The sequence below is a fragment of the Nocardia sp. CA-151230 genome, assembly GCF_050942175.1.
Taxonomy (GTDB): Bacteria; Actinomycetota; Actinomycetes; order Mycobacteriales; family Mycobacteriaceae; genus Nocardia.
Window position 1 is genome coordinate 5,242,326 of sequence record NZ_CP192061.1, and the last position, 23,143, is coordinate 5,265,468.

The window sequence follows — 23,143 nt, forward strand, 5'->3', positions numbered from 1 at the left end:
GCGAGGGGGCGGCTTCCGGCGTGTCGCCAGGTCACGCCACCAGCCGAACCGCCACAGAGAAACATTCGTTTCGCAGGTCAGGCCAGGTGCCGAGACGCTCGACAACGTGCGCATGTATGACTGGAGTGCATCTGTTTCAAAAATTTTGGTCGAGAGACCAATCGGTTGCGGTGTCGGCGTCGAATCATAATGGACAGTCGCTTTTGGAGTAGGGATGTCCGGCATGGCCTCAGTCGAAGCTGCAACGGAGCAGACGGTGGTACGTGGGGTTGCATCGGCGGAGGGACCGCCGGGGAGTGTTTGCCGGCCGGTACAGCGGCGTCCGCGACCGGGTGTGGTCGACGCTGACACTGTTGACGTACTGGACGGTTCGTCGAGGAGTCGGGGGTGATACCGGGGTCGGGGAGGTCGCCATCGTGTCCCGGTCGACGGTCGAGCCGCGGTCGAAGGTACCGCGACTGGTGGCCGGAAATTTGCCGTCGGCGTAATGGGTCTCGAATCTTTCGGCATCAGCTGTAATGATCTTGGTGGCGGAATCGACGTATTCAGCACTATGCGGGTGTTGGAAATCGTCCCCGCCCTGGCCTCGTTCGTGGTCCCCGGACCGGCGCGCGACAGCGTATCAGCCGGTCCTCGGGCGTTTTTGAGTTCCTGAAATGAACGATATTTTGCGGAGGTCGAAATGCGCCAGCCGAAGAGTGGCATCGAAAGCAATCCCGACCGTTCCAAATCGTTGCCATCAGGCACATTTCAATCCTCCAGTCAATCCTCGAGGCACTCGCATTCGGGTAACAATTCCGACACACCCAGCAGTAATGGATCACCGGCCGACATTCTTCCGCTGACGTCGGCGCAGCGGGGAATCTGGTTTGCCCAGCATCTCGCGGAGTCCACGCCGATATCTGTCGCCCAATACGTCGAGATCGTCGGCGAGTTGGATGCGGAACTACTTGCCGAGACATGCAGAACCGCCGGTCGAGAGTTCGGATCCGGGCATATGCGCTTGATCGAGGTCGACGGAGAGCCCTGCCAGTTCGTCGACGAGGAAAATGGCGGCCCGGTGTCGATCATCGACCTGCGCGGGCACGTCGATCCCGTCGCGACAGCGCACCGGATGATGGTCGAGGATTATTCCGCTCCACTGGACCTGCTGAACGACGACCTCATGACGAGCATCGTGTTCCAGGTCGGCGAGAACCATTACCTGTGGTATCAGCGGGCACACCATATCGCGCTCGACGGATTCGCCGCGGTAACAATGCTGCATCGAATGACCGAGCTGTACAACGCTTGGGTGAAGTCCGAGGAAGCGGCGCCATGCCAGGCGCAGGACCTGCGGGAAGTCGTCGAGCAAGATCTGGCCTACCGCGATTCGACGCGTCTCGACAATGACCGCAAACACTGGATGGAGCACCTGGCAGGCGCGCCCCCCGTCGTCAGCCTGGCCGCTCGCGTGAGCAAACCCACCATTCATCCCACGCTGGTCAGCACAGAGCTCGCGGACGACACCACGCAGCTACTCGAAAGCGTCGCGTTCGAGCACGAGTCGAGCGTGACTCCGATCATCGTTGCGGCGTTCGCGGCTTATCTCGCGCGGATGACCGGAAGCGATGAAGTATTGCTGAGCCTGCCCGTGTCGGGTCGGCACTCTGCCGTGCTCCGCCGTTCCGGGGGGATGGTGGCGAATGTCGTCCCGCTGCGAGTACAGGTCGCCGGCCGTAACGTCGGTGAACTGATCGCCGCGGTGAAAAGCGAGTTGACCAGTGCACTCCGGCGGCAGCGCTACCGCCAGGAGGACATATTCCATGACATGGGGATGGCGCGCGACGAGGCGGCATCATTCGGGCCGGCCGTGAATCTCATGATGGTCGAGAACGAGGTTGTACTGGGCGACACGACAGGCCGCCTGCACGTCCTCACCTCAGGACCTACCGCCGACCTTTTCGTCAATATCTACCCGGGCGCGGGCAGAGAGAGCACCCACATCGACTTCCAGGGGAATCCGAATTCGTACAGCCCTGACGAGCTCGCGGATCACCATCGACGGTTTCGCATGTTCATGCACGAATTCCTCGCCGGGGGACCGGAATGCAAGGTCAGCAGACTGCCGCTACTCGATGTTCAGGAACTCTCTGCATTACTACCTGTGCGAGGGCCCAGCGCGGTCGAAACGCGGCTGCTTCCAGAGATTCTGACCGAAAGCGCGCGCCGGAACAGTAGCGGGTGCGCGATCGTCTCGGGCGGCCAGACGATGACGTACGGCGAGCTGGACACCAGATCCTCGCAGCTGGCCCGGCATCTGATCGCTCTGGGGTGTGGTCCGGACACGGCGGTGGCGATCATGCTGCGACGTTCCGTCGAATCGGTCGTGGCGACATGGGCGGTCGCGAAGAGCGGAGCGGCGTTCGTCCAGCTGGCCCCCGAGTACCCGTCGAAACGGATAGACCACATGATTGCCGACAGCGGCGCGACCGTGGCGATCACGGTCGACGCCCTGCGCGGGCGGCTCCCGCGGGGCGTGCACCATGTGGTTCTCGACGACCCCGCAACCCTGGCCGAACGCGACGCCGCGAGCGGGCCGATTTCCGACGAGGACCGCCTGCGCCCACTACGACCGTCCAACGTCGCCTATATGACCTATACCTCGGGATCCACCGGAACGCCGAAAGGCGTTCAGGTGACGCACACCGGCCTCGCGAATCTCGTTGCCGATCGCGCCGCCACGTACGGCATCGACACGAAATCCCGTGTGTCCTACGCCCTCTCGCCCAGTTTCGACGCCTCCCTGGAACAGTTTCTGACCTGCTTCGCGAACGGATCCACGTTGGTGATCGTGCCGCCCGAGGTGAGCGGTGGTGAGGCGCTCACGCAACTGCTGACCGATGAGCACGTGACCCACCTGACACTGACGCCCACGATGCTGGCCACGGTGGACCCGCAGCTGCCGACCGATGTGCGGGTGGTCGTGGTCGGGGGCGACGCATGCCCACCGCACCTCGTCGAACGGTGGACCCTGTCGGCGTCCATGTACAACGAGTACGGTCCCACCGAGTCCACCGTGACCGCCGCCGGCGCCACACTGAGACCCGGCCGCGCCCACACGGTCGGTGGCCCCATCCGTGGCGTCTCGGCCATGGTGCTGGACCGAACGCTGCAGCCGGTGCCCAGGGGCACCGCGGGCGAGTTGTACCTCGCCGGGCCGGGACTGGCCCGGGGATACAGCCATCTGTTCGTCGAAACCGCCGCCCGGTTCGTCGCCGATCCGTACGGCGGTACCGGCGCGCGCATGTACCGCACCGGCGACATCGCCCGCTGGACCGGCGAGAACGGCGAGACGACGCTGGAATTGATGGGCCGCAGCGACTTCCAGATCAAGATCCGCGGATACCGGATCGAACCGGGTGAAGTCGATGCCGCGCTCACCACCCACGACGACGTGGATCTGTGCGTCACGGTGCCGGTGCAGAACAACGTCGGCACGACCGTGCTGGCGTCCTATGTCGTCCCGGTCAGCGGCCGTCGGATCGATCCGCTCGAGATCCTGCGCTTCGCTCGCGATTCGCTACCGCCGCATCTGGTCCCGGCGGTGGTCCTCTCGCTGGACAGCCTCCCGGTGAACGCCTTCGGCAAGCTCGATCGCCGCGCTCTGCCGAAGCCCGAATTCGGGACCGCGCCGGTCGGGCGGGCACCGGCCACGGCCCGGGAAAAGACGATCGCACGCTTGTTCGCCGAGGTGCTCGGCGTGCCCCGGGTCGGGGCGGACGACAGCTTCTTCGCCCTCGGCGGCGACAGCATTCTGTCGATCCGGCTGGTGGCGGGGGCCAAGGCCGAGGGCCTCAGCTTCTCCACCCAGGACGTGTTCGTGCACAAGACCGTTGCGGGCCTGGCCGCCACGGCGACCGAAGTCGGCGATACTCCCGGGTTGGCCGAGTTGCCCGGTGGCGGCGTCGGACCGATGCCGTTGTCACCGATCATGCACGCAATGCTCGAGCGGGGTCATTACGACCGATTTGCGCAGGCCGCCCTGGTGCAACTGCCCGAGAGGGTCGATCGAGCGGGTCTGGTGCGCGCCCTGGGATCCCTGCTGGACCGCCACGACATGCTGCGCGCGGTATTGCGCGGCGGCGATTCGGCCGATCGGTTCGTCGAGGTACTCGATCGGGAAACGGTCGACCCGGAGGCCGCGCTCGTCGAAGTTCGGATCGATCGACGCGACGCCGCCGAGGTCGACCGGCACCTGAACCAGGCCGCGGATCGATTGGACCCGGGCAACGGTGTGCTCGTGCAGGCCGTCTGGATTCAGGATCGCAGCGGCTCGGGACCCGACCTGATGTGGCTGGTGATCCACCATCTCGCCGTCGACGCGGTGTCGTGGCGCATCATCCTCACCGACCTCGCGCAGGCCTGGGCACAGGTCACCAATGGCGGCGAGCCGCATTTCAGCCCGCTCACCACCTCGTTTCGGCGGTGGGGGCACGGCTTGGTCGAGCAGGTGCCGGGCAAGCGGGCCGCGGAGCTCGACCTGTGGAAAGACGTTCTCGAGCGCGGCGATCAGCTACTCGGATCGCGTCGTCTGATCCCGGATCGTGACATCGGGGCCACGGCGGGCCGGGTGGATCAGCGTATCCCGGCAGCAGTTGCCGAGGCGGTTCTCACCACCATTCCGGACCGCTTCCACTGCAGTGCCAACGATCCGCTGGTGGCGGCTCTGGTGCTCGCCCTCGGTGAGTGGCGGCGCCGGCGTGGTACCGCCGGGGCGGCCGGCGAGTTGATCTCGTTGGAAGGACACGGCCGTGAGGAGTCGGCCGTCCCCGGCGCCGATCTGAGCGCCACCGTCGGCTGGTTCACCACCCGCTTCCCTGTCCGGATCGACTGGGAGAACGTCGATCTCGATGATGCGCTGGCCGGCGGCGTGAGTGCGGGACTGGCCATAAGGCAGGTGAAGGAGCAGCTGCGCGCGGTGCCCGGCAGCGGCATCGGCTATCAGATACTGCGTCATCTCGATTCCCAGGGGCGCGCCGAGCTCGCGGACCTGCCCGAACCTCAGGTCAGCTTCAACTACCTCGGGCGGGTGGGTTCCGGTGAACGCTCGGGGCCCTGGGCACCCACCACCGAATTCACCGCGCTGACCGCGACGAGCGATCCGGCGATGGCGCTGCCGGCCGTGCTCGATATCAATGCGATCGCCGAGGAAGGTCACAACGGGCTCGAACTGGCCGCGACCTGGGAGTTCGCCTCGCAGGTGTTGACGGAGGAGGAGGTCGGCGAACTCGCCGGGCTGTGGGCTCGAGCCCTGGGGGCGCTGGCCGATCACGTCCGATCCAGAACCACGTACAGCTTCACGCCATCCGACTTCCCGCTCACCGTGGTATCGCAGGACGATGTCGATCGCTGGCTGCGGGAATACCCGTCGATGACCGATGTGTGGCCACTCACCGCCTTGCAGTCCGGCCTGCTGTTCCACACGATCTACGACCGGGACGGCGTCGACGGCTACATCGTGCAGGCGGCACTGACGTTCGCCGGGCAGGTCGATGGGGAACGGATGCGGCGGGCCGCGCAGGTGCTCATCGACCGGCACGACAGCCTGCGGACCGCGTTCGTCGAGAGTGGCGATGGGCCACGGCAGATCGTATTGCGCGAGACCACGGTCGATTGGGGCGAGTCGAATATCAGCGGTGACGACGGGCAGGCGGAAACACTTCGGCGACTCGCGAGCGCGGCCGCGGCTCCGTTCGACCCGGCCCGCCCGCCGCTGGTGCGTTTCCACCTCGTCCGCACCGGCGCCGACATGTTCCAGTTGCTGGTCACCAACCACCACCTCGTGCTGGACGGCTGGTCGATGCCCCTGCTGATCCACGAGCTACTCGCGTTGTACATATCCGATTGCGATACGGCCCAGCTCGCTCCCCCTCGTTCGTACCGAGAGTATCTGCAGTGGCTACAGGCTCAGGATCGCGACGCCGCGATCTCCGCGTGGCGGCAGATACTCGCCGGAGTCGACAGTCCGACACGCGTGACGAACGGGCCGGGTCGGACCGTCACCGCGCACGCCGACGAGGTCGGCCTGAACCTGGACGCCGCGACCACCGCTGCGATTCTCGATCTCGGCCGCTCGCATGGCGTCACCCCCAACACGGCCCTGCACGTGGCGTGGGCATTGCTGGTGGCCGTCCAGGCCGGACGTACGGACGTGGTGTTCGGCAATACGGTGTCGAACCGCCCGCCGCGAATTCCGGATGTCGAGCGCATGGTCGGGCTCATGGTCAACACGCTGCCCGTCCGCGTCCGGCTCCACCCCGACGAGACCGTCGGCGACCTGCTCGTCCGCGTGCAATCCGAGCAGGCGGCGATGCTGGATCACCAGCACATCGGCTTGGCGGAGCTGCAGCGGGCCGCCGGCATCACCGACATGTTCGATACCGCGACGGTGCTCGAGTCCTATCCGTTCGACCGGGAACTGCTGGCACACGATCTGTCCGACGCCGGATTGCGGCTCGTCGAGATCGTCGCACACGATGCCACGCCGTATCCGCTGAGTCTGCAGGTGACCCCGCCGCGGTCGAGTCGCGACGGCGGACCGGGCGTCGACGAGCCGGGAACCTACACGGTGGCACTGAAATTCGCCACGGACCGATTCGATTCGAACGAGGCCCGCACGCTGCTCGAGCGATTCGAGTTGCTGCTCACCCAGATCGTCGGCGATCCCACCCGGAAGGTCTCCTCGATCTCCACCTGCTGGGATTCCGAACACGCGCAACTGCTTTCGGTCGGCGGCGAGCAACCGGCCGCGGACTTCGTGCTCCGCGACATCCTGTCGGGGACCGCGCGGAGGTATCCGGATGCCGTGGCCGTCCGGTGCGGTGACACCACGTGGACCTATCGTGAGCTGGAGCGTCGCGCCGACGGGTTCGCTCGCCTGCTGGTCGGCCACGGTGCTCGCGCCGAGTCGATCGTGGCCCTGGCCCTGCCCCGCTCGGCCGAACTCGTCGTCGCGATCTGGGCGGTGGCGAAAACAGGTGCTGCCTTCCTGCCGTTGGATCCCGGCAATCCCGCCGCGCGGATCGGGCAGTTGCTGTCCGACTCGCGGACCACTCTGGGTGTGACGACAAGCGCTGTGGCACAGCAGCTTCCGGATTCCATCGACTGGTTGATCCTGGACGCTCCCGAATCGGACGCTCACGCGGGTCTCCCCCACCCGTCCGGCGTGGCCGGGGGCGACAGCCTGGCGGCCGACAATGCGGCATACGTGATCTACACGTCCGGATCGACCGGCACACCGAAGGCGGTCCACCTCAGCCATCGAGGTCTGGCCGATCTGGTCGCGGCGCAGGCCGATGCCTTCGCGCCGACTCCGGATTCGGTGGTGTTGCAGGTCGCGTCGCCGGGATTCGACGCCTGCGTGTCGGAGTTGCTGCTGGCGCACAGCAGCGGCGCCTGTCTCGTGGTGGCGCCACCGGAGGTGTACGCCGGGACCGACCTCGAGGAATTGCTTCGGTCGCAGCAGGTTTCGCACGCGATCGTCACCCCGTCGGTGCTCAACACCATGGATCCGGCCCGGATGCCGTCGCTGACATCGCTCGCGGTCGTCGGTGAAGCGGTCGGGCCGGACACCGTGAACCGGTGGGCCCCGGGGCGACGGCTGATGAATCATTACGGACCGACCGAGTGCACGATCTGGGCAACCGGGTCGGATGCCCTCGCACCCGGCGACCCGGTGACGATCGGTGGCCCGATCCGAGGCGCGTCCGCGATGGTGCTCGACCCGTGGCTGCGACCGGTGCCGGTCGGTGTCGCGGGCGAACTCTATATCGGCGGGCCCGGACTCGCACGCGGATACGTCGGCCGACGGGGCGTGACCGCGTCCCGCTTCGTCGCGGATCCGCGATCCACCCGCGGCGAGCGGATCTACCGCACCGGTGATTCCGTGCGCTGGGTGCGCGGACCCGCCGGGCCGGCGCTGGAATACCTGGGCCGCTGCGATCAACAGGTCAAGATTCACGGCCTGCGGATCGAGCCGGGGGAAATCGACGCGCACCTGGCCCGGCGCCCGGACGTGGCGAGCGTCGCCACGGTGGCGGTGAAAGGCCCTGCCGGGGAACCGGTTCTGGTGTCCTATGTCGTCTCCGCGCCGGGCGCTGCGGTCGATGTGGCGGCGATCGAAGGCGATCTCGCGGGCAGACTGCCGCGTTATATGAATCCCGCGGCGATCGTGCGGCTGGCGGACATGCCGCGCACGCCCACCGGAAAGATCGATCGGAAAGCCTTGCAGCAGCGCGCCTTCGATGCCGGCGCCACCGGCGGCAGACCGCCGTCGACGCCTGCGGAACAGGTCGTGGCGAAACTCTTCGCCGATGTGCTCCATCTCGACACCGTGTCCGCCGACAGCAACTTCTTCGCGCTCGGCGGGGACAGCATCGTCTCGATGCGGCTGGTGGCGCTGGCGAGATCCGCCGGGCTCACGCTCACGCCGCGAGATGTCTTCGAAGGCAAGACAGTTGCCGCTCTCGCCGCGATGGCGGGCGGCGATGCCGCTCCGGTGACCATCGAGGAACCCCCGCGACTCCCGAAAGCCGATCGCGCGTATCGCTCCTCGGATTCTTCGCTCGTCGTGCTCACCCAGCAGGACATCGATCGGCTCGAGCAGCACTACCCCGGCCTGTCCGACGTATGGCCGTTGTCGCCCATGCAATCCGGTATGCATTTCGACTCGACGTTCGACCCGGATGCCGCGGACAACTACACCGTCCAGACGATGATCGGATTTTCCGGCGCGGTCGACGGTGAGCGCCTGCGGCGTGCCGCTCAGGCCGTGGTCGACCGGCATGACATCCTGCGGGCCGCCTTCGCGGAGACATCGGACGGGCCGTGCCAGATCGTGCTGGACCATGCCGACATCGAGTTCCGGGAGATCGATCTCACCGATGGTGGCGATGCGGAATCCCCCGCCGACCCGGAATCGATCGCCGCGGCGGACGCGGCGGCGGGATTCGACCTGTCGGCGCCCCCGCTGTTGCGCTTGACGCTGATCCGCCTCGATACGGAGTCCTTCCGGCTGCTCGTCACGAATCACCATGTGATCCTGGACGGCTGGTCGATGCCGCTGCTGATGCGAGAACTGCTCGACTACTACGGATCTCCCGAACATATGGACTCCGCCGGACCCGCGCCCTCCTACCGCGACTATCTGGCCTGGCTGGGCCGGCAGGACAGCGCCACATCCAAAGCGGCATGGGCGCAAGCCTTTTCGGATGTCGACGCACCCACCCGGGTGTCCCGCGACGCCGACGCGGCGGGCACGGTATCCGCCGCCGAGGTCGGGGCCGAGGTGACGGCGGATCGTTTCGCAGCACTCCGTCGCGTGGCGGCGGAGGCGGCCGTCACCATCAATACGGCCGTGGCCGCGGCCTGGGCCCTGAATCTGCGTGTACTCACCGGTGAGACCGATGTGATCTTCGGTTCCTCGGTGTCGGGCCGGCCCCCGGAGCTGCCGCTGATCGATCAGGCGCTCGGCATGTTCCTGAATACGATTCCCGTGCGCGTCCCGCTCGAACCCACGATGACGGTCCGCCAGTTGCTCATCGGCATTCAGGAGCGACACGCCCGCATGCTGGAGCATCACCATATCGGCCTGCCCGAGATCCACCGCAGCGCCGGCCTGCCCGAACTGTTCGACACCGCCCTCACCTTCCAGTCGTTCCCCGTCGACCGGACAGCACTGCAGCAGCTCGTCGATTCGGCGGGCCTGCGGGTGAACGAACTCAGTGAACTGGACGCGACACCGTACCCGCTGAGCCTGGTCGTGGAACCCACGCAGTCCGAGCACGGCGAGCCACAAGGATTGCGGATCACCCTCCGGTTCCATGACCGTGAATTCGACACCGTCTCGGCGCGCCGCATCCTCGACCGCTTCGTCGAATTGCTGTGCCGGTTCGCCGCGAACGCCGATACACGACTCGGTGAGCTACCGCTCGACGACGAACCGCGGCCATCGTGGCCGGATTCCAGTGCCGAAGCTGCGATCCCGGACACGCTGGACCGGATGCTCGCCGCCTCCGCTGCCGCCGAACCCGACGCGATCGCCGTGCGATACGGCACGACCACCATGACCTACCGCCAGCTCGACGAGCGATCCACCCATCTGGCCCGGGTCCTGCTGCGGCACGGCGCCCGGCGGGGACAGATCGTCGCCTCCGTGCTGCCGCGATCCCTGGCGGCGACCGTCACCGTGTGGGCCGTGGCGAAGACCGGTGCCGCGTTCCTGCCGATCGATCCGACCCTGCCCTCGGAGCGGATCGAGTTTCTGCTGTCCGACTCGGGAACCGTGCTCGCACTGACCGATACGTCCACCGGGACACGTCCTCGCGACGGAGTCGATTGGCTGATCCTCGACGAGGACCAGGCGCTCGGTGCCGTGGACTCGGCGCCCGCCCTGCCGATCACCGATGCCGAACGCGGCGGGCCGATCCGGCGGGATCAGATCGCCTACGTGAGCTACACCTCCGGGTCGACCGGAACGCCCAAGGGCGTCCTCGTCAGCCATCGCGGCCTGGCCGTTATCGTCGCGGCGCAGCGGCGACTGTTCGGCGCCGACCCGATGTCGGTGGTCCTGCAGGTCGCCTCACCCAGCTTCGACGCCTCGGTGTTCGAGTTGTTGATGGCGCACGGTTCGGGCGGCCGGCTGGTCATATCTCCCGCCGAGATCTACGCCGGCCCCCAATTGGCGGATCTGATTGCACATGAACGTATTTCGCATGCCATCGTGACCCCCTCGGCGCTGGCGACGGTCCCGCCCGAGGGTCTCGACGGGCTGCGAGTGCTCGCGGCAGCCGGTGAGCCGGTCGGGACCGAACTGGTCGATCGGTGGGCGCCGCACCGCACCATGGTCAATCTGTATGGGCCGACCGAGACCACGATCTGGGCTACGACCAGCACTGCGCTGGCGCCCGGTGCCGCGATCACGATCGGCAGGCCGGTCGGTACCGTCGCGGCCGTGGTCCTGGACACCTGGCTGCGACCCGTACCGCACGGTATCGCGGGCGAGCTGTACCTGTTCGGCCCCGGCCTGGCCGATGGCTACGTCGCCAGGACGGGGTTGACCGCGGCGCGGTTCGTCGCGTGCCCGTTCGACGGGCCGGGTCAGCGCATGTACCGCACCGGTGACGTGGTGCGCCGCAGCGCCGAGGGCGAGTTGGAGTACCTGGGACGCAACGATTTCCAGGTCAAGGTGCACGGCACCAGAATCGAGCTCGGGGAGATCGACGCCGCGCTGGGCGCGCGTGCGGATGTGGCGTACGCGGTCACCGTGCCACGCCGCGACGACGGGCGGCCGGTGCAGCTGGTGTCCTATGTCGTGCCCGCGACCGGGACCGAGGTATCGGGCGCGGAGCTGCGTGCGGCGCTGGCCGAGACGTTGCCCCGGACCATGGTGCCGTCCGCGGTGATCGTGCTGGACGAGGTGCCGCTGACCGCGAACCGGAAGTTGGATCGCGAGCGATTGCCCGAGCCGGTTGCCGTCGTGCGCGAGTTCCGGGCACCGGCGCCAGGGGTGGAAGAGTTGGTCGCGCGAACATTCGAACAGGTGCTCGACGTGGACGGAGTGGGCGCCGACGACGACTTCTTCGAGCTGGGCGGCGATTCGCTGAGCGCCTCGCTGGTGGTGGGGCGCCTGGGTGCGGCCCTGAACGTGCGAGTGCCGGTGCGATCGGTTTTCGAGGCGCCGACCGTCGCCGAATTGGCCGCGCGCACTGGGTCACTCGGCGATGGGGGCCGGTTGCCCCTGGTGTCCGGAGTGCACCCCGACCCCGTGCCGCTGTCGCTGGCGCAGCAGCGGATGTGGTTCCTGAACCGGTTCGAGCCGGATTCTCCGGCCTACAACATTCCGGTGATGCTGAGGTTGTCGGGGCGGCTGAACACCGAGGCGCTGGCGGACGCGCTCGCGGACGTGGTCGCACGGCACGAAGTACTGCGGACGATCTATCCGGAGGTCTCCGGTGAGCCGCGGCAGGTCGTTGTCGACGACCCCCCGGTGCCGGTGGAGCCGGTGCGGGTATCGGCGGATGCGATCCCGGATGTGGTGGGCGAGTTCGTGCGACGCGGATTCGATGTGACCGCACGAGTGCCGATGCGAGTGGGGTTGTTCGAGCTCGGCGCCGAACCCGGCAGTGACACAGGAGAATTCCTGCTGGTGCTGGTGGTCCACCACATCGCCGGCGATGGTCAGTCGATGGGCCCACTGGCCCATGACGTGATGGTGGCGTATGCCGCGCGTCTGGCCGGGCACGCGCCGCAGTGGGAGCCACTCGCTGTGCAGTACGCGGATTTCGCGTGGTGGCAACGGCAGATGCTCGGGGCCGCGGACGATCCGGCGTCGTCGATGTCCACCCAGCTGGACTTCTGGCGCTCGACGCTCGCCGGCGCACCGGATCGGCTGGAGCTGCCGGCGGACCGGCCACGCCCGGCCGTCGCATCGCTGTCCGGAGGCCGGGTACCGGTGGAGATCGGCGCCAGGCTGCACGAGCAGCTGCTCGCGCTGGCACGGTCGCGGGGATCGTCGCTGTTCATGGTGATGCATGCCGCACTGGCAACCGTATTGGGACGGCTGAGCGCCACCGATGACGTCGTGATCGGCACCCCGGTCGCGGGGCGGGGCGAGCCCGGCCTGGACGACCTGGTCGGGATGTTCGTGAACACGCTGGCATTGCGGACCCGGGTGGATACCGGCGAGCCGTTCACCGAGTTGCTGACGCGCGCCCGGGACACGGACCTGCTGGCTTTCGAAAACGCGGATGTGCCGTTCGAGCGGGTCGTGGAGGAGTTGAAGCCGGAGCGATCGGCGGCGCGGCATCCGCTGTTCCAGGTGGCCCTGGCGTTCGAGAATCTGTCGAAGGTCGAGGTGGCGCTGCCCGATGTCCGGGTCGCCCGGGCGGAGGTGGATACCGGGGCGACTCAGTTCGACCTGCAACTGGTGCTGTCGGAATCATCCGATGCCGGTGTGGCGCAAGGCATCTCGGGCATGATGAGCTATGCGCGGGATCTGTTCGACGAGGCGACCGCAGCGGGGATCATCCGGCGGATGGTGCGGGTCCTGGAAGCCGTCGCCGACGATCCGGCCGTCGTGGTCGGGGATATCGACTGGCTGGACGCCGACGAGCGCTCGGCGCTCACCTCGCGGGTGGGGGCACGCGCCTCGGCGGCGCCGGAGCCGTCCGGATTGCTGCCGGAGGTGTTCGCCTCGGCCGTCCGGGACAACGGCGACGGTATCGCCGTCGTCTCGGGAGATGCCACGTTGTCGTATACACAGCTGGACGAACGATCGAGCCGGCTGGCCAGGCTACTGATCAGCCGTGGCGCCGGACCGGAGAGTCCGGTGCTGGTGGCGGCAGCGCGGTCGATCGAGTCCGTCGTCGCATGGTGGGCGGTGGTGAAGTCGGGTGCGGCCTTCGTGCCGGTCGACCCCGGCTATCCCGAAGGCCGGATCGCGCAGATGGTGTCGGATTCGGGTGCGACGCTGGGCGTGACGGTGTCGTCAACAGCTGCCGGGATGCCGGATTCTGTGGACTGGATCGTGCTCGACGACGCGGCCGTGGCCGCGCGGATCGACGGATTGGCGAGCGGTCCGGTCGGCGACGACGAGCGACTCCGGCCGCTACGGGCCTCGAACGTCGCCTACGTGATCTTCACCTCCGGATCCACCGGGGTGCCGAAGGGCGTCGCCGTCACCCATTCCGGCATCGCCGACTTCGTCTCGTCGCTCCGCGCCGACCTCGACCTCCGGCACACGTCCAGGGTGTTGCACTTCGCGTCGCCGTCGTTCGACGCCGCCCTGCTGGAGACCCTGATGGCGGTCAGCCGGGCCGGTGCGCTGGTCGTGGCGCCGACAGGTATCTACGGCGGAGGAGAGTTGGCCGAGCACCTGCGCGCGCAGCAGGTGACCCATGCCTTCATGACCCCCGCCGCGCTCGCGTCGGTGGATCCGGCCGGGCTGGACCACGTGCGGGTGGTGATGTCCGGCGGTGACGAGGTCCCGGCGGATCTGGTGAACCGTTGGGCGGGAACCGATCTCGCCGGCGTCCGGACGTTCCGGGAGCTGTACGGGCCGACCGAGGCCACGATCGTCGCCACGGCGACGGGTGCGCTGCGATCGGGTGACCGGCCGACCATCGGCGCCCCGCTGCAGGGCGTTCAGGCGCTGGTCCTGGATGCCCGGCTGCGGCCGGTGCCGGTCGGGGTGGCCGGAGAGTTGTACCTGGCAGGTCCGGCGCTGGCACGCGGGTACCTGGACAGGGCGGCGGTGAGTGCGGAGCGGTTCGTGGCGCACCCGTTCGGGGCACCCGGACGCCGCATGTACCGCACCGGTGATGTGGTGCGCTGGAATGCCGACGGCGCCCTGGAGTTCCTGGGGCGCAACGACTTCCAGGTCAAGATCCGTGGCTACCGGGTCGAGCTGGGCGAGATCGACGCCGTGCTGAGCGCGCGGGCGGACGTGGCATACGCCATCACGACGCCGTGGCATGCGGGCGCGGGTCCGGCGCAGCTGGTGTCCTATGTGGTGCCCGAAGCCGGGGCGAGCCTCTCGGGCGAGGAGTTGCGGGCGGCGCTGGCCGAGGTGCTGCCGTCGTACCTGGTGCCCGCCGCGGTGATGATCCTCGACGCGATCCCCCTGTCGCCGAATGGAAAGCTCGACCGCGCGGCCCTGCCCGCACCCGTCGTACAGGCCAGGCGATTCCGGGCCCCGGCATCACCGGTGGAGGAAATAGTGGCCGGCGTATTCGCCGACGTCCTCGGTATCGACGGTCCGATCGGCGGCGACGACGACTTCTTCGAACTGGGCGGCAACAGCCTGGTGGCGACCCGCGTCGCCGCCCGGATCGGTGCCGCGCTCGACGCGACCGTCCCGGTGTCGATGATCTTCGAGGCGCCGACAGTCGGCAGGCTGGCCGCGCGCGCCGAATCGCAGGCCCACACCGGGCGGGTGGTGCTCACCGCACAGCCACGGCCGCAGCGCATTCCGCTGTCGTACGCACAGCAACGGATGTGGTTCCTGAACCGGCTCGAGCCCGGCTCGGCCGCCTACAGTATTCCGATCATCCTGCGGCTGTCCGGACAGCTGGATCTCGACGCGCTGCGCGCGGCCATCGCGGATGTGCTGAACCGGCACGAGGTGCTGCGGACCGTCTACCCGTATGCCGAGGGCGAGCCGTCGCAGGTCGTCCTCCGCACAGCCGAGGCGATCGGGCCGATCACCGCTACCCCGGTGACGGAATCGGAACTGGCCGAGTCGTTGTCGGCGTTCGTCTCGACGGTGTTCGATGTGACGGTTGACGCACCGATGCGGATCCGGTTGTTCGAGCTCGGGCAGCACGAGTGGGTCCTGGCCGTGGTGGCGCACCACATTTGCTGCGACGGGTCGTCGCTCGGCCCGCTGGCACGGGACATGATGACCGCGTACACCGCACACCTGCACGGGGAGACGCCGAGCTGGCCGCTGCTGCCGGTGCAGTACGCCGACTACGCGATCTGGGAGCGGACGGTACTGGGGACCGAAGACGATCCCGATTCGGTGCTACGCGCCCAAATCGACTACTGGACACTCGAATTGGCGGAACTCCCGCCTCTGCTGGAGCTACCGACCGACAGACCGAGGCCGCCCGTGCAGACCTATGCGGGCGCGACCGTACCGATCATCGTCGGTGCCGAGCTGCACGCGGCACTGCAGCAGGTCGCACGCGCACACAACACCACACTGTTCATGGTCTTCCACGCTGCGCTGGCGGCCACGCTGGCCCGGCTGGCCGATATGGACGACATAGCGATCGGCACTCCGTATGCGGGACGCGGCGAACCCGAACTCGACGATCTGGTCGGTATGTTCGTCAACACCTTGGTGCTGCGGACCCGGTTGACCCCGGGGATGACGTTCACCCAGCTGCTCGAGCATGTGCGCGGGTCCGATCTGGCCGCGTTCGGGCACGCCGATGTGCCGTTCGAGCGGCTGGTGCAGGAACTGAATCCGGTGCGGTCGCACGCCCACCATCCACTGTTCCAGGTGATGCTGGCATTCCAGAACGTCGCCAAGGCCGAGTTCGACCTGCCGGGGCTCTCGATGTCGGCCGTGACGGCCGAGACCGACACCGCGCTGTTCGATCTGCTGGTCACGGTGTCGGATTCCTACGACTCCAGCGGTGCCCCGGCCGGCATCAGCGGCGTAGTCACGTACGCGAGCGACCTCTTCGACGCGACCACGGTGACCACGATCGCCGATCGCCTGCTGCGGTTGCTCGGCGCACTGGTGACCGATTCGACGCAGCAGGTGTACGACGTGGATCTGCTCGGCGCCGAGGAACGGGAAACCGTACTGACGCAGTGGAATTCGACCGATCACAGGCTCCCGGCGGGTGAGACGCTCGCCTCGATCTTCACCGACTCGGTGCGGGCGCATGCGGACCGGCCGGCGGTGACATTCGGCGACCAGTCGCTGAGTTATTCGGAATTCGCCTCTCGCGTCTACCGATTGGCTCGCTGGCTCATCCGCCGTGGTGTGGGCCCGGAGTCATTGGTCGCGCTGCGTATGCGGCGTTCCCTGGACCAGGTCACCGCCATGTACGCGGTGCATGCCGCCGGCGGCGGGTACGTGCCGCTCGATCCGGACCTTCCGGCCGACCGCATCGAGTACATGCTGTCGATCGCCACGCCGGTGTTGGAGCTCTCGTCCCTCGAGGGGCTGGAGCTGTCCGGATTCGATGACGCGCCGGTCACCGACGCCGATCGGCTCGCACCGCTGCGACCGCACAACCTCGCCTACGTGCTCTTCACCTCGGGGTCGACCGGTCGGCCGAAAGGTGTTGCGGTATCGCACTGTTCGGTGTTGAACCAGCTGCGGTGGCACGCCGAGACCTACGCGTTGATGCCGAAGGACGTGGTGCTGCAGAAGTCCCCCGCCACGTTCGACATGTCGGTGTGGGAGCTGTTTACGACCCTGTCGATGGGGGCGCGGCTGGTGATCGCGCGCGCCGACGGGCATACCGACCTGGCCTATCTCGCCGAAACCATTGCCGCCCAGCGGGTCACGATCACCGCGCTGGTGCCGTCGATGCTGGCGGTATTCGCGGAGACGGTGCCCGCAGAGTCGCTGGCGTCGGTGCGGACGCTCCTGGTGGGCGGTGAGGCGTTCGGTCCCGACGTGGTGGCCGAGGTGCGGCGCACCATGCCCGGGGTCGAGTTGCACAACCTGTACGGGCCGACCGAGTTCACCGTGGCCGCAACCGCGCATCATGTGACCGAAACCGACAGCGGGAGCATGCCGATCGGCACACCGGTATGGAATGCGCGGGCGTATGTACTCGACAACCGGTTACATCCGGTACCGGCCGGTGTCGCCGGGGAGCTGTACCTGACGGGCGCCCAGCTCGCGCGCGGCTATCAGTCACGTCCGGGTCTGACCGCGGAACGGTTCGTGCCCGACCCGTACGGTCACGGCGGGCGCCTGTACCGCACGGGCGACCTGGTGCGCTGGACCCGCACCGGCGAATTGGAATACCTGGGCCGCACCGATTTCCAGGTGAAACTGCGGGGCCTGCGTATCGAACTCGGTGAAATCGAGGCCGTCCTCGCCGAGCACCCGAGCGTCGCCCACGCGATCGCCGTGGTGCACACCACCGGTACCGCCGACCACCTCGTCGGCTATGTGGTGCCCGCCGCGGACGCGACGGTCGATACCGCGGCGGTCCTGGCGCATGTGGCAAGCGGACTGCCCGACTACATGGTGCCCACCACGGTGATGACGCTCGATACGGTGCCCCTCACCGTGTCGGGCAAGTTGGACCGTGCGCGACTACCGGAGCCGGTGCTCGCGATCGGGGAGTTCAGGGAGCCCTCGTCGTGGCTGGAAGAGGAGGTCGCGCGGGCCTTCGGAGCGGTCCTCGGTGTGGATCGGGTGGGCGCCGACGACGACTTCTACGCCTTGGGTGGCAACTCGCTGAAATCGGTTCAGGTGGTGAGCGAGTTGCGCAAGGAACTCGACTACGAGGTTCCGATCAGCTGGATGCTGTCCGATCCCTGCGCGGCCGACCTGGCGAAACGGATCGAATCCGGAATGCGCTCCCGGACCACCATCGAGCGGACCGACATCGGCTTCGACGTAGTGCTGCCCATCCGGACCGGCGGTGAGCAACCACCACTGTTCTGTATCCACCCGGCCCTGGGCCTGTCGTGGTGCTACCGCACATTCGACAGGTACCTCGCCGACGGTCGACCGATCTACGGAATTCAGGCGCCGCAGATCGGCGGCGAGGACCCCGGTCCGACGTCGATCCGAGAAATGGCCGAACGCTATTTCGAGGAGATTCGCACGGTTCAGCCCCACGGCCCCTATCACCTCCTCGGCTGGTCGCTGGGTGGCGTGATCGCCCACGCGATTGCCGTCGAGATGCGCGCCGCCGGTGAAGAGGTCGCGTTACTGGCACTGCTGGATGCCGAACTGGGCGGTGTCGACGAATCGACGGTCCGCGCCGTCACGGCCGGAGAGCTGATCACCAATCTCGGCCCGGTCATGGGCGTCGATTTCGTGAGCCCCGATGCGACCGCCGAGGAGGCCGCCGACCTGATCGAACGGCACCTCGGGGGTGGCCTGGGCATCGACGCCGCCAGGATCGAGCGCCTGACCGACGCCTACAACCTGGCGATCCGGGCAGCCAGTGGGTGGCGGCCCGCGGTCCTGGACAGCGACATGCTCTATTTCACCGCGACACAGGAGAGGCGATCCGATGCTGCGGGTCACGAGGGGTGGGCGCAGGTGGTCCGTGGTCGGATTTCGACCTTCGACATCGATGCGGCCCACCTCGCGATGACCGAACCGGGCGCGGTTGCTCAGATCGCCCGGATTCTCAACACGCGACTGGAGCGATGACTGCGTCCTTTACGTCGAAGTGACGGGCGCGCCGGATCCATCGATCGGGCCGCCCGGCGGCGCGAGGGGCGAAGCGAGGCCCACTATCGCCCCGATCGACGCCCCGAGCGCCCCACCGAGCAGGGCGGCCGGTCCGGCGACGACGGCCACGCCGACAGCCGCGCCGAGGAGCGGGCCGATAACCAAACCGGTCGGCAGGAACGGGATACCGACGACGAACCCAGCGGCAGCCCCGACCAGGCCCGCACCTATCGCGACGGGCGCGGACACTCCCGCGCCGATGCCCGCACCGATTCCCGCACCGACGCCCGCGTCGACGACGGCGACGGAGCATCTCTCGGGATCTACCGGCAGGTACGCGCAGAACGTCTGGACCGGCTGCTGATCCACCGTCGGCATCGGGTCCGGCGCGTCCACATGTTCGATTCCGGTCCAACTATCGGCGAGCGCATTCGCCGGGCCTACGGCTGGATCGCCGCGGCCCGTATCGACCGCGGGTGCGATGCCGACCAGCGACTGGCCGAGTGCAGCGAGTTCGGCCGGCAGCGCATAGGGATCCTGCCCCTGCGCGAATTGCCTCAGCGATAACCAGTCCGCTGTCGTCGGCAATGCGGCAGGTGGCGGGGCGGTGCCATCCGGGGATGCCTCGGCGACTCCGGTTCCGAGGATGACGGCGACCGGCAAAAAACTCGCAATCAATAGTGGACGTGATCGGCACCAACGGCTGGGTTCCAGCATTCCGCACCTCCTGGGCTCAAAGCGTCTCTACATCGAGCATTTGTCGTACGGCGTAGATAGCTTAAGCGGCAGGCAAGGCCGGACCGGGAAGAAATGCCGAATTCCATGCGCACCTGGCAAATCCGTGACCATACCAGACGTTGCATAGCGCCCTCCGCCATCCGAATGCACCCGGCCGACATCTCGCTAACCCTGCCGGCCATTAGCTACTTGTCGCCGCACTATTCAGTTCGAGCCGGCTGCGCTCTGGCCGCGGACCTGCACCCGGAGCGAGGGCGCCGCAGGCGGCGACTCCGATCGCAATACCGTCGTCGCTTCTAATGAGAATTGGCGGCGCTGAATTCTCATCGAGTCGGTGACGCACTGGAATCCATTCTGCCGATGGCGTTATGGATCGGAATCGGGGGCTTTTCCGGGGCATCGCACAAATGGTGGCCGCCGTCTCGGATCCGGCCCTACAGCCGGCGGACCGAGCGATCGGAAACACGCCTCATCAGGTCCGAATCACAGTGAGCGCGGGCTGCAGCGGCTGGTCTTCTTCAGTGATGCCGTGGTGGCCATCGCGATAACGCTGATCGCGTTGCCGTTGGTCACCGCGCACGCGGCCGCGCGAGCTGCCACTGCCGATTGTCGGTCTCAGCCCTGGGCCGGCCTTTGATCAGGTTGATGGAGCGGGCGCGGGTACGAGACGAGCCGAAGGAGCTCTCGACATGGCAACGCGCACGCACTTGACCGGGACCGAAGCAGCCGACCGGCTCGCTATCCGTGAACTCATCGACGCCTACCCGCATTGCGCCGACCGGCGGGACGCCAAGGGACAGATGGCACTGTTCACCGAGGACACGCATTTCGTCGTCTATGGACGCACGCAGCTCCGAACCGTCACAGGAACCGAACGGCCGTGAGTCCCTGGCACCCGTGTTCGACGCTCTCGACGCCTGTGCCGCCACAATGCATTTCAACGGACAGTGCACGGTCGATCTATCCGGTGAACGCGCGACGGGCGTCACCTACTGCATGGCCCAGCACCTGACCGAGAACGAGGACGGGTCCCGCACCATCATGACGGCCTGGATCCGCTACCTCGACACCATGATCAAGCAGGACGGCGTCCGGCTGTTCGCCCAACGCGACCTCATGGTCGACTGGACCGTCACGCGCCCCAGCTCCCCCCTGAATCCCGCAGCACATCGATCAGACTCGGAATCCCCGCTTGTGCAATCTATTTCGTCGAGTTCGGGGTCACTGCGAAATCTGCCGGTAGTAGAGGGCCATGCGCGCGATGTGGTCGCCGTCGGCGGCGACGGTGAGATGGTCCATGGCGTATTGGACCGCGTCGTAGCCGTCGACTCGCGCTTGGAGTTCGAAGGCGATTCGGTTGTCCTGTTCGATCCAGCCGGCGGCGGTGACCCTGGGAGTGACCGCGAGGATGGTCTTCTCGTAGAAGCCGCGAACCTGCTCGCAACCGGCGAAATGCCCGAGCGGATTGAGCAGCTCGGCGTCGGCGGCGAACAGTGCGACGATGCCGTCGAGGTCACCGGCGTTGACCCTGTCCACATAACGGTCGGCGAGTTGTCGTGCTCTGCCCATGGAAACAACTTTCTGCTGCGCGAAGGGCTGGTTCGATGAGAGCCGCGGGGCGGCGATGGATCCGGTCAGCGTGCGGTCATCCGCAGCGGCAGGTGACGCAGTCCGGTGTGGCGGCTGCTGCGTGTCCACTCGACCGGTCCGGCGAGTTCGAAGCCGTCGAAGCGCGCGAACAGCTCCTCGAATACGACCCGCATCTCCAACCGGGCCAGATGCGCGCCGAGGCAGAAATGGATGCCCTGGCCGAACCCCAAGTGCGGGTTGGGGTCTCGATGGATGTCGAAGCGGTCGGCGTGGTCGAAGCGGAGCTCGTCACGGTTGGCCGAGGCCTCCCAGACCAATACCTTCTGGCCCGGTTCCAGCCGGTGCCCGGCCAGTTCGGCGGGGCGGGTGACGGTGCGGCGCTTGGACGGTGACGGCGCGGTCCAGCGCACGATCTCCTCGATGGCGACCGGCAGCAGTTCCGGGTTGTCACGCAATTCGGCCAGCTGCGAAGGGTTCTCGATCAGCGCGAGGAGTCCGGCCGCGATGGCGTTGCGGGTGGTGTCGGAGCCACCGGAGAACAGCAGATTGAAGAACGACCGCAATTCCTCGTCGGACAGACGCGGTGGGTCCTCGTCCGGCATCTCTGCGTGGACGACCAGCGACAGCATGTCCGTGCCCGGATTTGCCCGGCGCTGGGCGATCTGCGCCAAGCCGTATTCGTAGAGCTCCCCTAGCGCCGCCGTCCGTTCCGGGCTCACGGACAGGTAGTCCTGGCCGTCGGGAATGTCGAAGACATGCTCGATGAGCCCGAACAGGTGGTGACGATCGGCCTCGGGGATGCCGAGCAGGAAGCAGATCGCCTGCATCGGAAGCTCGGCCGCGATCTCGGTGAGGAAGTCGTGGTCACCGCCACTGACGACGGTGTCCAGCAAGCGCCCGGTACGCGCCCGCAGATCCTCTTCCAGGTTGCGAACCGTCCTGGGTGTCAAGCCTTTCGACACCAGACGCCGAATCCTGGAGTGCCGCGGATCGTCCATCATGTTCAACACCACGCCTGCCATCGGCAGGTCCTGCAACACGGTGCCGCCGTAGGGCCGGTCGCCGCCGGTCTCGGAGGAGTAGGTCGCGGGACTGGTCAGGACCTCCTTGGTCTCGGCATAGGTCGCCACCGACCAGAACCCCTCACCATCGGGGGTGTGCGCAGTCGGCTCGTGCCAGTACACGGGAGATTCGGTGCGGTGCAGGGCGAACAGGCCGTGCGGGAACCCCGCGGCGAAGTTGTCCAGATCGGTGAGATCCACGGACGAGAGCGACTCTGCCATGTCCTACAAGCTATACACTTCCAGGCAAATCTGTAGGCTCCGCCGACGCCGAGTGGCTCGCCGCACCGATGACACCGGAGTCACTGCGGCCGGCCCGGCACTATCTCGAACCCATCTGCGAGTACGAGCCCGACCTGGCACTGGACCTCGACGAAATCGCGGAAACGACAATCAGATTCCTGATCTCGATCCTGCAACTCGACACCCCGCCACCGGCGACTCCGAGCGCCTGCGCGGCTCCCTTCGACGCCGACTCGTACCCGCTCTCGGGCTGCAGCCCCGACCATAACCCCAACCGACTCAACCAAGGTCATTGTCGGCTGACGTCCGCACCGCCCCGAAATCCTGCCGGGGGCGTAGCCGGCCTCGAACAGCGGGAGAAGCTTCAGCAAGCGTTCGAGAGAGCGGCTCGAGATTCGTTGTGCGGGAAGATCATCGCCGGGCAGACCTCGGGTGTCGGTAGGCCATCCGATCGCGTCGAAGACCGCTAGCGGGTCGAGGTAGTCGCGCCAGTGCACGATCTTGCGATCGGTGATGGTCAGCATAGCGGCTGGCATAGGCGGCGACGGTCCAGGCGGCTGCCGTGCGGTGAGCGAAATCGGTG

General features: G+C 67.3%; 6 protein-coding genes and 1 pseudogene. 3 read left to right on the plus strand and 4 right to left on the minus strand.

Translation table 11 applies throughout. The features are described 5' to 3' along the window. The first annotated feature begins 682 nt into the window (after positions 1 to 682). Positions 683 to 18,907 (plus strand): amino acid adenylation domain-containing protein, encoded by an 18,225-nt coding sequence (locus ACQP1O_RS25025; protein ID WP_433560909.1) that lies wholly within the window; start codon positions 683 to 685, stop codon positions 18,905 to 18,907. A 9-nt stretch (positions 18,908 to 18,916) separates the two neighbouring features. Here the strand turns inward: ACQP1O_RS25025 and ACQP1O_RS25030 are convergent, their stop codons facing one another. After that, positions 18,917 to 19,516, minus strand: a complete 600-nt coding sequence (locus tag ACQP1O_RS25030; protein ID WP_433560910.1) for a hypothetical protein — start codon at positions 19,514 to 19,516, stop codon at positions 18,917 to 18,919. Positions 19,517 to 20,355: 839 nt separating this feature from the next. On the opposite strand from ACQP1O_RS25030, the gene ACQP1O_RS25035 reads away from it, so the two are divergent. Together ACQP1O_RS25035 and ACQP1O_RS25040 are read left to right on the plus strand one after the other, a co-directional pair. After that, a complete protein-coding gene (locus tag ACQP1O_RS25035; RefSeq protein WP_433560911.1) occupies positions 20,356 to 20,550 on the plus strand; it encodes a nuclear transport factor 2 family protein in 195 nt (64 codons plus the stop codon). A 46-nt stretch (positions 20,551 to 20,596) separates the two neighbouring features. Continuing rightward, positions 20,597 to 20,698: pseudogene (locus ACQP1O_RS25040) on the plus strand (hypothetical protein); the annotation flags it as partial. Between the two features lie 189 nt (positions 20,699 to 20,887). Here the strand turns inward: ACQP1O_RS25040 and ACQP1O_RS25045 are convergent. The 3 genes from ACQP1O_RS25045 to ACQP1O_RS25055 all read right to left on the minus strand — a co-directional run bounded on the left by ACQP1O_RS25045 (position 20,888) and on the right by ACQP1O_RS25055 (position 23,084). Beyond that, positions 20,888 to 21,235: a nuclear transport factor 2 family protein gene (locus ACQP1O_RS25045; RefSeq protein WP_433560912.1), complete on the minus strand. Its 348-nt coding sequence runs from the start codon at positions 21,233 to 21,235 to the stop codon at positions 20,888 to 20,890. A 65-nt stretch (positions 21,236 to 21,300) separates the two neighbouring features. Then, positions 21,301 to 22,539, minus strand: a complete 1,239-nt coding sequence (locus ACQP1O_RS25050; protein ID WP_433560913.1) for a cytochrome P450 — start codon at positions 22,537 to 22,539, stop codon at positions 21,301 to 21,303. A gap of 80 nt (positions 22,540 to 22,619) precedes the next feature. Next, on the minus strand, positions 22,620 to 23,084 hold the full coding sequence (locus tag ACQP1O_RS25055) for a hypothetical protein (protein ID WP_433560914.1): 465 nt from the start codon (positions 23,082 to 23,084) through the stop codon (positions 22,620 to 22,622). Between the last annotated feature and the right edge of the window lie 59 nt (positions 23,085 to 23,143).

Coding starts and splice junctions, on each gene's coding strand:
- ACQP1O_RS25045 (WP_433560912.1), bottom strand. CDS start 21,235: ATGGGCAGAGCACGACAACTCGCCGACCGTTATGTGGACAGGGTCAAC.
- ACQP1O_RS25025 (WP_433560909.1), top strand. CDS start 683: ATGCGCCAGCCGAAGAGTGGCATCGAAAGCAATCCCGACCGTTCCAAA.
- ACQP1O_RS25050 (WP_433560913.1), bottom strand. CDS start 22,539: ATGGCAGAGTCGCTCTCGTCCGTGGATCTCACCGATCTGGACAACTTC.
- ACQP1O_RS25055 (WP_433560914.1), bottom strand. CDS start 23,084: ATGCTGACCATCACCGATCGCAAGATCGTGCACTGGCGCGACTACCTC.
- ACQP1O_RS25035 (WP_433560911.1), top strand. CDS start 20,356: ATGGCAACGCGCACGCACTTGACCGGGACCGAAGCAGCCGACCGGCTC.